Origin of the sequence: Prevotella sp. (assembly GCF_051059605.1) — a bacterium.
GTDB lineage: Bacteria > Bacteroidota > Bacteroidia > Bacteroidales > Bacteroidaceae > Prevotella.
The window spans coordinates 1016622-1029681 of sequence record NZ_CP050883.1 but is presented as its reverse complement, the minus strand read 5'-3'; the positions used below and the strand labels follow the sequence as shown (position 1 = coordinate 1029681).

Annotated in this window: 16 protein-coding genes; 10 read left to right on the top strand and 6 right to left on the bottom strand. The window is 37.8% G+C overall.

Going from position 1 to position 13060, the window contains the following annotated elements; genetic code table 11:
* Positions 1-250: 250 nt before the first annotated feature.
* Entirely contained in the window at positions 251-607 is a 357-nt protein-coding gene (locus HEQ28_RS04150) for a cupin domain-containing protein (protein ID WP_434503917.1), read from the bottom strand.
* Between the two features lie 465 nt (positions 608-1072).
* On the opposite strand from HEQ28_RS04150, the gene trxA reads away from it, so the two are divergent.
* The 6 genes from trxA (at position 1073) to HEQ28_RS04120 (ending at position 3958) form a co-directional block, all read left to right on the top strand.
* Positions 1073-1369, top strand: coding sequence for a thioredoxin (gene trxA / locus HEQ28_RS04145; protein WP_434503916.1), 297 nt, complete (start codon positions 1073-1075; stop codon positions 1367-1369).
* A 5-nt stretch (positions 1370-1374) separates the two neighbouring features.
* Entirely contained in the window at positions 1375-1638 is a 264-nt protein-coding gene (locus HEQ28_RS04140; RefSeq protein ID WP_434503915.1) for a GlsB/YeaQ/YmgE family stress response membrane protein, read from the top strand.
* Between the two features lie 128 nt (positions 1639-1766).
* Complete coding sequence (locus HEQ28_RS04135; protein ID WP_434503914.1) at positions 1767-2171, top strand: translation initiation factor; 405 nt, start codon at positions 1767-1769, stop codon at positions 2169-2171.
* A gap of 1 nt (position 2172) precedes the next feature.
* Positions 2173-2559 (top strand): VOC family protein, encoded by a 387-nt coding sequence (locus HEQ28_RS04130; RefSeq protein WP_434503913.1) that lies wholly within the window; start codon positions 2173-2175, stop codon positions 2557-2559.
* Positions 2556-3590 (top strand): winged helix DNA-binding domain-containing protein, encoded by a 1035-nt coding sequence (locus HEQ28_RS04125; protein WP_434503912.1) that lies wholly within the window; start codon positions 2556-2558, stop codon positions 3588-3590. The genes HEQ28_RS04130 and HEQ28_RS04125 overlap by 4 nt, the downstream gene beginning before the upstream one ends.
* Positions 3591-3601: 11 nt before the next feature.
* On the top strand, positions 3602-3958 hold the full coding sequence (locus tag HEQ28_RS04120; protein ID WP_434503911.1) for an MmcQ/YjbR family DNA-binding protein: 357 nt from the start codon (positions 3602-3604) through the stop codon (positions 3956-3958).
* A gap of 48 nt (positions 3959-4006) precedes the next feature.
* On the opposite strand, the gene HEQ28_RS04115 is transcribed toward HEQ28_RS04120, so the two are convergent.
* The 4 genes from HEQ28_RS04115 to HEQ28_RS04100 all read right to left on the bottom strand — a co-directional run bounded on the left by HEQ28_RS04115 (position 4007) and on the right by HEQ28_RS04100 (position 6606).
* A complete protein-coding gene (locus HEQ28_RS04115) occupies positions 4007-4945 on the bottom strand; it encodes an NAD(P)H-dependent flavin oxidoreductase (protein WP_434503910.1) in 939 nt (312 codons plus the stop codon).
* Positions 4946-4998: 53 nt separating this feature from the next.
* On the bottom strand, positions 4999-5610 hold the full coding sequence (locus tag HEQ28_RS04110; RefSeq protein ID WP_434503909.1) for an HAD family hydrolase: 612 nt from the start codon (positions 5608-5610) through the stop codon (positions 4999-5001).
* 121 nt (positions 5611-5731) lie between these two features.
* Complete coding sequence (locus tag HEQ28_RS04105) at positions 5732-6040, bottom strand: hypothetical protein (RefSeq protein ID WP_434503908.1); 309 nt, start codon at positions 6038-6040, stop codon at positions 5732-5734.
* A 2-nt stretch (positions 6041-6042) separates the two neighbouring features.
* The gene (locus HEQ28_RS04100) at positions 6043-6606 is read right to left on the bottom strand and encodes a flavin reductase family protein (RefSeq protein WP_434503907.1); all 564 of its coding nucleotides are present in this window, start codon (positions 6604-6606) and stop codon (positions 6043-6045) included.
* A gap of 477 nt (positions 6607-7083) precedes the next feature.
* Between HEQ28_RS04100 and HEQ28_RS04095 the strand changes: the two genes are divergently transcribed.
* From HEQ28_RS04095 to HEQ28_RS04080, 4 genes are all read left to right on the top strand, one after another.
* Entirely contained in the window at positions 7084-8559 is a 1476-nt protein-coding gene (locus tag HEQ28_RS04095) for an amino acid adenylation domain-containing protein (RefSeq protein WP_434503906.1), read from the top strand.
* Between the two features lies 1 nt (position 8560).
* The gene (locus HEQ28_RS04090) at positions 8561-9004 is read left to right on the top strand and encodes a GNAT family N-acetyltransferase (RefSeq protein ID WP_434503905.1); all 444 of its coding nucleotides are present in this window, start codon (positions 8561-8563) and stop codon (positions 9002-9004) included.
* 4 nt (positions 9005-9008) lie between these two features.
* Complete coding sequence (locus HEQ28_RS04085; RefSeq protein ID WP_434503904.1) at positions 9009-9716, top strand: alpha/beta hydrolase-fold protein; 708 nt, start codon at positions 9009-9011, stop codon at positions 9714-9716.
* Positions 9717-9839: 123 nt separating this feature from the next.
* On the top strand, positions 9840-10322 hold the full coding sequence (locus tag HEQ28_RS04080) for a glutathione peroxidase (protein ID WP_434503903.1): 483 nt from the start codon (positions 9840-9842) through the stop codon (positions 10320-10322).
* Positions 10323-10429: 107 nt separating this feature from the next.
* Here the strand turns inward: HEQ28_RS04080 and HEQ28_RS04075 are convergent, their stop codons facing one another.
* The gene (locus HEQ28_RS04075; RefSeq protein WP_434503902.1) at positions 10430-12850 is read right to left on the bottom strand and encodes an alpha-L-rhamnosidase; all 2421 of its coding nucleotides are present in this window, start codon (positions 12848-12850) and stop codon (positions 10430-10432) included.
* Between the last annotated feature and the right edge of the window lie 210 nt (positions 12851-13060).

Genomic DNA, 13060 nt, shown 5'->3' with positions numbered 1-13060 from the left:
GCATGAAAAAAATAAGATAATATGCAATGATAGCATATATGTTACCTTAAGCTTTTTAACATGTCACTCCATAAAAATGTATGAAAGGTATGTTAAACTAAAAGTTTTACATCTTAAACATAAGTATATGTAGTTTAGTTACTTATATGTATTATGTTTGTCAATGAAAAACGTTTAATGACTTGTTGTGATAATACAGATGTTCAATCTTTTTTAATACATACAAACCAATAGAGCATCATAAAATGAGTTATGCTAGGACTCCGTCCTTACCTGTAAATTCATCTAGTGAACCGGCTTTGGTCTGAATGCAGATGTAACTTATTGCGCTATCATCAGCTGCACGAAGTTGGCGTTTTGCTGAAGGATCTACGCGCATCCAGTCACCGGCATTAAGAACAATATCCTCACCGTCAATATTCATGATGCCCTTACCTGATATAACACCATATACTTCTTCGTTTTGCTTATGCTTATGAGCGAAAGGTATTTGTTCACCAGCAGGCATGTTGTTTATTGAAATCTCTTCACCTGTTAGGTTTAATAACTCATGGAGCTCTGTGCGAGCTGCGTCCATCTTAACGGTTGTCTTCTTAAAATTACTCATTATTATTTTGAATTTAAATTGTTATGTGTCTTAATTTTTATAATGCAAATTTACAATATAATATTTTTGTTTGCAAGAGAGTACCAAATAGTAAGATAGTTACCTAAAGGTAGGAATTGTTATGTTATGGGGCTTTGTTATCGTCTTAATTAACTAAGATTTGCAATACTCCCTGCGATTTTGTGTAATGTTTAATCAATGACTTGTGTTCTTGTTGCTATAAATAAATGGTTTTATTTATTGAAAGAAAGTGTTAAATATAGCCATTGTGAAACAAAATTTTAGACTCAACTCATCATAAAATTGAGAAAATAAGTATATTTGTAGTCATAATAACAAATTGAACTTTTATGATTAAAACTGATTATTTATGTAATCCTTGATTATATAGTGCCAGGTGTATTGAAACCTCATCATCCTAGTAAAGATGGTTTGGACCAAATGGTTAGACTTAAAATACAAATTATGGAAACATTCAATGAAGTAATATCAAGCGATAAACTAGTCTTGGTGGACTTCTTCGCAACATGGTGTCAACCATGCAAGATGATGCATCCTATTCTGGAACAATTGAAACAAGCATTGGGCGATAGTATTCGCATCATCAAGATAGATGTAGACAAACAAGGCGTAACGGCTGGACAGTATAAGATTCAGTCAGTACCTACACTAATGTTATTTCGCAACGGGCAGTCACTTTGGAGACAGAGTGGTGCAATTTCGCTGGCAGAGTTAAGAAATATAATTAACGGATATTTATAATAAATATGTTAGAACACATTGCAGAATTTACAGCATGGCCTATACTGACAGGCATCTTCATCGGTTACATTGCTAACAAGATTATGATCGGTAAGGGTAAAGGATGTTGCATGAACCTCTTAATTGGTATAGTTGGTAGCTATGCAGGAGCTTTAATAAGTCATTTGCTGAATATTGAACTATTTGGGAGAGGGTATATCACAAACTTCGTATTCTGCGTCTTTGGCGCAATTGCTGTATTGTGGATTTGGGATAAACTCTTTGATTAAGTAAATCAGAAACAGATATCAAAACTGGTTGGTTATATAATTACAGATAACAGTGATACTTAAGGGGCGATGATAAGTTGCAATGACGGATTAAGACCAGTAACTTTTTACATTGAAAAAATATAAGAATGGCAGATTGGAAAAGTGCTTTAGCTGCTCTTGGAGCAACAAGCGATAATGTAGAAGAATCCGAGAAGAAGGATGTTGAGCGAAAGAAGCGGGAAGGTGTGGTTTACTCCACAGATGCTGATTTTGATTATTCTGAGGATTCGCAGGAAGGACAAAATACTTTGCCAAAGAATCAGCAGAAATTACGATTGTATATGGAACGTGCTGGTCGTGGTGGAAAAACAGTAACGATCGTAAAATTCTTCACCGGATCGGATGAGGATATGCTGACTCTATGCAAACTTTTAAAGCAAAAATGCGGTGTTGGTGGTTCTGTTAAAGATGGAGAAATAATCATTCAAGGTGATCACCGTCAGCGACTTATAGAAATTTTGAAAAAAGAAGGTTATACACAAACAAAGTAATATGAATATTGACCATATCGCAGTTTATTGTATTGACCTTGAAGGCATGAAACGCTTCTTCGTGGAGCACTTCTCATGTGATTCAAATGAATTGTATCATAATTCTCGTACAGGACTGAAAACTTATATATTGTCTTTTACTGATGGTGGTGCCAGATTGGAACTCATGTCTCGACCAGAAGTAATGAAGCCTTTGGTAGATGTGTTTCGTGGTGGATTTATCCATGTATCAATCGCACTCGGAAGTAAGGCAAACGTAGATGCAAAGACTGATGAATTAAAGGCTGCAGGCTATGAGTGCATCAGTGGTCCGCGTATTACTGGTGATGGTTATTACGAAAGTTGCATCGTTGGACCAGAAGGTATATTGATAGAGGTAACGATATGAATCCTATAGCAATACGACTTCTCAATCAACAGTTGATCTGTCCCGAATTTGATAATCCAGAGGATGTGGTCAGTTATATGTGTGCGATGCAGGCACAGGAATACCGCATGATGCGATGGGCTGTGGAGATGCGAACACGTAAACCATCAGTAAAAGCTTTTAAGGAGGCTTTTGACTGTGGTCGAATCATTCGTCTTCACCTGATGCGAGGCACTTGGCAACTTATATCTGCTGACGACTACTGGACTTTGATCGAACTTTGTGCTCCTAAGTCTATAGCCGTAATTAAAGGGTGGATGAGTAGTAATAAGATCAGTATTCCAGATGATGAACTGATGAAGATCAGAGAAATCCTTGCTCAGACAGCTGCCGACAAAATAAGTGTAACGAAAGAGGACTTCGTTGATGCTCTTGCACAGAAGGATATCCGCATGGATGAACACAGACTCTCGTATCACATCCGTATGGCAGAGTTGTCTGGTACTATTTGTAGTGGAGATTTGTTGCCAATGAAAGCTACTTATGCGCTAACTGCGAATAAGGTGAAGCCATCCGCAAAAATAGACAGAGATGAAGCATTGATGCTCTTTACTCGCAAATACTTCAAGAGTCGTCAGCCTGCAACATTGCAAGATTTTGCATGGTGGTCGGGATTAAATATGAGTGATTGTCGCAAAGGAATAGCTCTTTTAGGCAACACGATTCATCTAGAGAAATGGGAAGAAAGAGATTTCTACCTAACAGACGATTGTAGAACACGAGGATTCAGAAAGGATAAATATCTTTTTATTCCTCCTTATGATGAATATCTAATAAGCTATAAGAGTCGTGATATAGTACTCCCAGAAGAGTACAGGCATAAGGCTCATAACAACAATGGCATTTTCCAGCCCATCATTGCTAAAGACGGTAGAATATGTGGTAACTGGAGTCCTTTTAAAGAAGAATGTCAAGTGGTGTTTTTTGATGGAGTGCATGATACTGATATGCTGGAAGAGTGGGCTAGGTACAAGAAATTTAAAACCAAGTAAAACGATATATTATGAATCTAGAAGAAGTTAGAGAATATTGTCTGTCGCTGCCTGGCGTTACAGAGGATTCACCCTATGGTCCTGATATGATTGTATTTAGAATTGAAGGAAAGATATTTCTGCATATGCCTTTGGAATATGCAGATCAACGTGTTTCTATTAAACTGCCACCTGAAGAGGGACAGCGTCTTCGTGAAACCTATGATGCAATAAGCGCAGGTTATCATCTGAACAAAGTACACTGGAATGATGTTCTCATAGAGCATACATTCTCAGCTGATCAAATTAAAAATTGGATACTTGAATCTTACAATTTAGTAGTGAGCAAACTGCCAAAGAATTTAAGATTAAAGTATTCTGATAATTAAATACTTATTCTTGTAGCAAGATGTAAAAATACTTAGATGAAAATGCTTTCATCTAAGTTTATCTAGTGCCTGATTATATCCTTCTACTAATTCATTCACAATCTTACTGATAGGCCTTAGTTCCTTAATACCAGCTACAGCTTGACCTATTTCCATTTCGCCATTCTCGATATCGCCTTCAAAGATACCTCGTTTGGCTGCATTTGCACCAAGTATGGCGCGGAGTTCATCAGCATCGGCACCTCTATCTTCTGCCTCTTTAATACGGTCGTATAGAGCATTTTTAACGAGTCGTGTTGGTGAAAGCTTCTTCAGCGCTAGCATGGTATCGCCCTCTCCAAGATTTAAGCATTGTTGTTTGAAAGCATCAGATGCCGAACTCTCCTCGCTAACAGCAAAGAGGGTTCCTATCTGTACGCCATCTGCACCAAGAGCCATTGCTGCCAACATAGCTTCGCCTGAAGCAATGCCTCCAGCAGCAAGTAGTGGTAAAGAAGTGGCTTTGCGAATCTGTGGTATTAATGTCATTGTGGTGAGTTCTTCACGACCATTGTGTCCGCCTGCTTCAAATCCCTCAGCAACGATAGCGTCAACGCCAGCCTCCTCGCATTTGCGGGCAAACTTGCTGTTAGCTATTACATGAACAACTTTGATACCAGCCTCATGAAATCTAGACGTGAGTTTGGCTGGACTACCTGCAGATGTAAATACAATCTTAACACCTTTGCTGATGATAAGTTCTACAATCTTGTCAAGTTCAGGATACATCAATGGTAAGTTTACACCCCATGGTTTATCTGTGGCTGCTTTCATCTTATCGATATGCTCGGCAAGAGTTTCGGGATGCATGCTACCTGCACCAAGAAGTCCAAGTCCACCTGCATTACTCACGGCAGAAGCCAATCGCCATCCACTGCACCATACCATTCCTCCTGCAATGATAGGGTATTTGATTCCAAAAAGTTCTGTTATTCTAGTTGCTTTCATATCTTTCAATTTATGCTTTTATTAATACTATGCAATATCAAAGATGTTTCAGATTAACTAAATAGTTTCATCCAATCATCAAATTCTTTGTTCTGAAATGCGTGAATACCATTTCTTTCGGCAGCATTGCAATTCACTTCAAGATCGTCGATGAAGATCGTTTCATTCGGCTTAATACCGGTTTCTTGGATAACGGTCTGAAATATTTCGTCATCAGGTTTCTTCATGTGCATCTTTTGCGAAGTGAATGTGTGTTCAAAATAATCATCAACCGTAAAGTTGTCCATCGGAAAGAGTTCGTCTTTGCAATATCTCCAATGTAAATCAATGGTGTTGCTTAACAAGAAAGTACGATATCCAGCTTTGCGAAGATCCATCAGCTTTTGTTTTTTCACATCAGGAATTGTAATGAGCATCGCATTGGTCGCATCAGTAATCTGCTTGTCTGTGGCATTTGGGTTGACGATTTTACGGAAAGCATTAAAGAAGTCCTGATTAGAAATCATTCCTATGCCCATAGCTTGAAAAAGTTTAAGAGCTTCTGGATTTTCACGTAGGTGTTTATATCTACCCATACCAAGATTTTCAAAAGCTTTCATTGTAGCATCTTCATCAAGTTTTACTAGCACATTGCCTAAGTCGAAAATGATATTTTTATAATTCATTGATATTCAGATTTTGAACAAAGATAATCATTTTCTCAATGATTCAGTAAAAATAGCGGAATATTTCCATAGGGTAGAGTTGATTTACGCTAACTGAATATCGTTATTCATTAGCCATAAATCAACATTTGTCGCTATTTGAATTGTCTTTGTCTACCTGCTTTTCCTTATTTACTTTCAACCAAGCTTTAACTCGTTTATAGCCTTCAACTCCTAGAATGGTCAGTCCACCATACTGGCATGTTTTAGCCATACCGAATAGTATCACCCAAAGAATACCTTTAGTTTCTACTGAAAGATATTTAGCGGGTAAAGCCATCTGCGCGAAAGATAGAACATAGAACGGTATGCATAAAGCTAAAACGATGACACCAGTACGGAACGAGAGACCCTGAAGCCATAACTTGATATGTTTGAGGTTCTTTCCCATCCTTATTTCAACTTCTTACCTTCACCAAAAGCCTGACCAACACGTTCTCCAAGTGCAATGTAGCCCATGTGGATAGGATCAAAAGTAATTAGATTCATTTTCTCTACATCTGGCTTGCCATCTTCTGCAAGATACTTCTCGTCTACGAGTATGTTAACAATCTCCGCAACAATGTAGTAACCGGTTTCACTTTCATAAAGCTTTTCTTTAACGCGACACTCAAATGTCATTGGATAATCAGTAAATACAGGTGCATTAATGTTAGTAGCCTTCTCGTGAGTTAGACCAGACTTTTGCATCTTCTCAGGATGACTCTTCTGACTGACGATTCCTACATAGTCAGATGCAACCATGGTCTCCTTTGAAGCAAATGCAACAGTGAACTCGCCACAAGCATTCAGGTTACTAGTAGTCTTGTGATTACCCATCGAAATGGTGATAACATTCATATTCGCCTGACCTGCCCATGCGGCATTCATAGCGTTAGGAACTCCGTTTTCATCGTATGTACCAATAATGAGTACAGGCTGTGGCAACAGCCAAGGCTTTGCATTAAAACTCTTCATATTTATATGCTGTTAGTTATTCATGCGGTAAAGTTACGCATTTTCTCTAAAATAATAAACTCTGTTAGATAATAATTAATTATCTATTAGGTGAACTACCCATTTAATTACGCTCAATTAATGTATATTGCTAAATTTGCAAATACAAGTATGGCATGATAATAAAGCAAAATGATTGTTTTAGTCGATCAAAGTTTATAAGACAAAGAATTATTTGGAGGCGGTTTATATTATTACTATATTTGTAGCTATAATGGTTTGCAATATAGCAACACGATAGACACAATCATGAAGTTAGCATCACCTGATGTGGTGATGAGAACATATATAATGCCAATACCTTACTCAGGAATATACATTATAACTACATTGAATTATATAAGAAGGAAGAAGAAAACTAGTGTGTTGTTCATTCAACATAATTGTTTATTCATCCACAGAAAAATGATTTAGAAAATGTAAAATAAATAGTGTGATATGAAAGAGACAATATATAGTTATTTTATGCGACAGGTGGAGATTCATCCAGATGTTGTAGCTGTGTTTGATGAAAGAAGAAGTCTAACTTTTTCGGAACTCAATGCACTTGTAGACACGATAATAGATGGATTTGAAACAAATGATCCTAAACTTATCGGCGTTGTGATGAATCATAACGTAGAGCAAATCGCTGCAATGCTTGCTATATTGAAGGCTGGGGCAGGATATGTACCTGTTGAACCGTTTTTCCCAACTGATAGAATTAAGTTTATCATGGATGAGTGCAAGGTAGACTTTGTAATTACGAATGGGATGTATGCTAAAAAACTAGAAGGGTTGAGTTTGCGTTTCATCGAACAAGGAATGAGTATTGACAAGAATGCGAGGGCTAATGATAAATCTATTGCGGATGGAATCGCTTACGTGCTATATACTAGTGGGTCTACTGGTATGCCTAAAGGTGTGACTGTGGAGAATCGCAATGTATGTCATTATATACGTGCTTTCGAGAATGAATTCCATACCACAGTGGGAGATAAGATGCTTCAGTATTCTGTATGTTCATTCGATATCTTTGTTGAGGAAGTGTTTACTACGCTCTGCAATGGTGCTACACTTGCCATTCCTTCTGACTATGTAAAGGGGAACATTAAGCGTGTGATGGACTTCATTGAGGTGCACCAAATAATAGAAATCAGTGGTTTTCCATATCTCTTGTTGGAGATGAACAAACTTGATCACTTTCCGTCTTCACTTAAATTGTTGATAAGTGGCGGTGACGTATTAAGAGAAGATTATGTGACTAATCTTCTTGATAAATTCCAAATATATAATACATACGGTCCAAGCGAAACAACGGTTTGTGCATCTTATTGTCATGTGAATAAGGTTAAGGCAGAGCCCGATGGAACTTATCCTATTGGAAAACCAGTACTTGGAACTCAGATAGAAATAAGAAATGATAAGTTGGAAAAGGTTCCTAATGGTAATATCGGTGAAATATGTATCTTAGGAGGAGGAGTTTCGCGAGGATATATCGGTGAACATCGTGAGAAGGAAAACGAAGCTTATGTGAAGTTAGAAGATGGTAGGATGATGTATTGTTCAGGTGATTTAGGGCTAATGAGAACTGACGGTACCATCATATTTCTACATCGTAAGGATACTCAGGTAATGATTCTTGGAAAAAGAGTGGAAACCGTTGAGATCCAGAACATTCTTTGTAGCTGTCCTGATGTGGAAAAGGGTATTGTGTTGGCTCATAACGACAAGAATGGACTCGCTTATCTGGCGGCTTATATTGTGCCGAAGGATAAATTGGCTTTTAGAATGAGTCGGGTGCGTGAAAATATGGCAAAATTTCTACCATCATATATGATCCCTGAGTTTTTTATCAAACTAGACACAATGCCGCTCACTCCTAATGGAAAGGTGGACATAAAGGCTTTGCCGACAATATTAAAATTAGCTTGATATGAATATAAGAAGAGTAAATGTTGATGAACTCGATACGTTGATGTTGTGGCGTATGGAAGTGTTGCATGAGGTATTTGCAGATTCTGAAAATGTAGATTGGAAAGCATTGGAGGCAGCGAATCGTGAATACTATAAGCAAGAGATTACTCGTGGTGGACATATCGCTTGCCTCTATGATGATGAAATAGGATGTGGCGGCTTATGCCTCTATAATGAAATGCCATCACCTGAAAATCCATCTGGTAGATGCGCTTATTTGATGAATATATATGTTCGTCCCCAGTATCGTTGTAGGGGGTATGGTAAGGAAATAGTCTCGTGGCTTGTTGATCAGGCTAAAGGTCAGGGTATTACAAAGATCTATCTCGAATCATCAGAAGGTGGTAAGCGGATGTATCAGGAGTTGGGATTTAAGGAAATGATAGATTATTATAAACTGTAGAAGTATGAAAGAGATATTAAACGATTACAACATCACGATAACTCCATCGTTGGAGTCAACGGATGTTATCGTTTATTGCAATAGTTACGGCGATGGAACCGAACCTATTCTTAGGTCATGTAAGGAATTGAATTGTTTACCGTTCCATCTTATCGTTATCTCGAAGATAGATTGGGATGCAGACATGTCGCCATATCCGGCAGATAAAGTGATATCTAAGCATGATAACTTCGAGGGTAATGCTGGTAAGTATCTAGAATGGATGCTTACAAGTTTGATTCCTCATTGCGAGAAACTGCTGAAAGCGGATAATCCATGCCGAATACTATTAGGCTATTCTATGTCGGGGCTCTTTTCTCTTTATGCAATGTATCGTACAGACAAGTTTGCTGCTTACATTTCTGCTTCAGGAAGTTTATGGTATCCAGATTTCGATGATTTTGTATTCTCTCATGAACCTATGACGAAGGCTCCCGTTTATCTTTCCATTGGTGATAAAGAATGTATATCAAAGAATGCGTATCTACAGACGATCATAGAAAAGACGCAACATATTTTTGAACACTATAAAGTACAAGGTCATGTTACGCATTTTGAACTCAATCCTGGAAATCATTTTATTGAAGGAGATGTACGTCAGGCTAAAGGAATCAAGTGGGCTATAGCTGCTCTTAGCAAAGAGTCTGATATGGAACTTCATCATGATGCATGATAGAACTTGTGATTATTTGAGTCATACGCGATACAACTAGACTCTTAATATTTCGCAATTTACTTTTAAATTTCGTGCGATATAAAATATATTTCATACATTTGAATCAAATAAAATAAAATTATGGAAGCAAAGAATTTATATGATTTCACGGTAAAGAACAAGAAAGGCGAGTCTGTAAGCCTCGCTGAGTATAAAGGTAAAGTAGTGTTGATTGTCAACATAGCAACTAAGTGCGGATTCACTCCCCAATTAAAGGGACTTGAAGAGTTATGGAATACATATCAGGATAAAGGCTTGGTAATCTTAGGTTTCCCATGCAATCAGTTTGCTAATCAAAATCCAGATTCAGACAATCAGACTCAGGAGTTTTGTTCGTTAAATTATGGAGTGACATTTCCTATTCTGAAGAAGATCAATGTTAATGGAAATGATGCCGATCCATTATATAAGTGGCTGAAGAGTAAGAAGGGTGGAATGTTATGGAGTGCTATCAAATGGAATTTCACCAAGTTCCTTATCAATAAGAATGGTGAGGTTGTTCAGCGCTTTGCACCGACTGCAGCACCTTCGAGCCTTGAAAAATACATAGTGGATGAGTTATAATACAATCCTGTAGTTATTATTGTTACAAATATAGAATTATATAATAGCATAACTTTTATGTTATTATATAATTCCTGAGTTTTCTTTAGGAACGGTTTAAACTTTAATTATTCATTAATAGTTAAACAGTATGTATGCTTTCCTGCCTTTACTTCTTTTCGCCCATTCTTGGTTATTAATGTGGCACTCGTCCCTTGCGGAATCGTAACCATATAGTGTATTCTTCCTTGAGTATCTTTTTTCCATTCCACACTTACTTTACCGTATTTCGTCATCGTTTCCCCCTTTGCCCATTGTAATTTTGTTCCAGGATGAGGCTCAAGGATTATGTGATGGAAACCTGGTTGTTGCTCGTCAGGACGAATACCCAATATAGAAGAATAAAACCACTCTACAACTGCGCCATAACTATAATGATTGAATGAATTCATATTCCATGGATGCTTGTTGAATCCGCTCTCACGAGTATAACTGTCCCAGCGTTCCCAAATAGTTGTTGCTCCTTGATCAATGCTATAAAGCCATGAAGGATTCTGATGCTGGAAAAGTAAACGATAGGCGAGATCTGTCATTCCACATTCTGTAAGCGTTTCCATCAGGATACCTGTTCCGATGAATCCTGTAGACAGCTTATAGTCGTTAGCAATGATATTTTTTCGAAGTGCATCCATCGCTTTCTGTCTCTGACTATCTAGAATGAGATTGAAGTGTAAGGCTAACAGATAAGCAGTCTGAGTGTCCTTACCTGTATTAATCTCTCCATCGGTAATGTAGCGCTTTTGGAATTCATTGCGGATATCATTCCATAGTTTTCCGTATTTCGAAGCTTCGTCACTTTTTCCTATTACTTCAGCCATCTTTTGCATTAATTCTGCAGAATAGGCAAAGTAAGTATACGAAACATATCGCGCATCAACTTCCTTATAAGCCAACCAGTCACCGCATTTTGGTTCTGCGCCAATATGTGTCCATTGACCATCATGTTGAGATGAACAGAATTCCATCCATTTTTGCATGGATTGCCAGTTTTCTTTAATAATCTCTTTGTCGCCTGTCATTACATAGGTGTTCCAAGGAACAATGATACCAGCATCTCCCCATCCGGCAGTGCCATATCCCCACATGTTACAGAATGGGGCTGTCTCTGGATAGGCTCCATCCTCACGTTGACTATCGCGCATATCTCGCATCCATTTTCTATAGAATTCAGCTGCATCAGAGTTATATAGAGCAGTACGTGAGAATATCTGTGTGTCGCCAGTCCATCCCAATCTTTCATCACGTTGTGGACAGTCAGTAGGAATACTCATAAAGTTGCCTCTTTGTCCCCACCATACATTGCTATAAAGACGATTTATGTTTGGATCAGAGCATTCGAATGTTCCCCATTCCCGAAGGTCTGTGCCTACTACTTGAGCTTCAATCTTATTTATTGTGACATCGCTTGTTGCGGTAAACTCGGCATATCTGAATCCGAAGTATGTGTGATTTGGATGATATTCTTCGCCCGTCTCATTACCACTCATTACATATATGTTTGTTGCTTTTGCTTCTCTTAGATTCCATGTCCACAAACTTCCGCCTGGTCCTTTGTCAAGGCGCGATTCATCTCCGTTGAAATTCAGCATCTCGCCATGTTTCCATGTTAAAGTGGTTCCTCGTATTCCTTTTACATTCATGTCAATCCATCCCACAATATTTTGCCCGAAATCAACCAATAATGTTTGTCCTTTCTTTAGATGGATAGGATTCTTAAGATTATTCTGATTATTGATGATATGTATTTTTCCGAAAGTGGTGTTTGTTGAATCAGCACCCTGATAAACTGTAATGTTTTGTGGTTTGCGCCATAAAGACTTGTTTCTAATTTTGATCTGTGGTCCAATCATATTGCAGAGTTCACCCTTGCTATTGCTATTGATGATGGCAGATTGCCAAGTATTATCATTGTAGGATGGGGTAGAAACATCTGCAAGTTTGTCCTTGCGTGCGTCATAGGTTTCTCCATTGTATATGTCGCCCAACACTAAAGCTCCGCTAGTGTAACATTTCCATGTTGTGTCACTAAGGTAATCTTGAGCAGTACCGTCCTTGTAGACAATATGTACATCACAGATAAATCCCATATTTGTATCCTTACCATAGATACCTCTTGATATTCCGCCAGCCCACCAGCCTTTGCTTACAACTGAAGCAATGGAGAGTTTGTCGCCAGCATGTAGTTTTTGTTGTATATGAAAACGCTGGTATTGAATGCTCTTGCGATAATCAGTCCATCCAGGCATCAATACGTCGTTAGTCAGGTTTTTACCGTTGGCATAAATCTGATATACTCCTAGTGCACTGGCATAAATAGTAACATCCTTTACATCCTTTTTAATAGCAATGCTTTTTCTGAACATTGGCATAGATTCCGCTTGTGTGTGTGGAGCTGAAATCCATTGAGCTTCATGCAGTTTCTCTTGTGCTGTAGCAGAACAAACAGAGCATAACAATGCTATGATTAAGTATGAATATATTTTTGTCATTATGGTATCTAATGTTTTACTTGATAATTGTATTTGCAACTTTCTACAAAGGTATATCATTGCACATGAAATATGTAATTTTTCAGAAGAAAGTAAGAACAATTATAAGATAATTTAAGAATAAAAAGTTATAACCTTGAAAAATATATAGTTGATGATCTAAATATATGACTATAGCTATTATTGTTACAAATATAGAATGTGAAATAG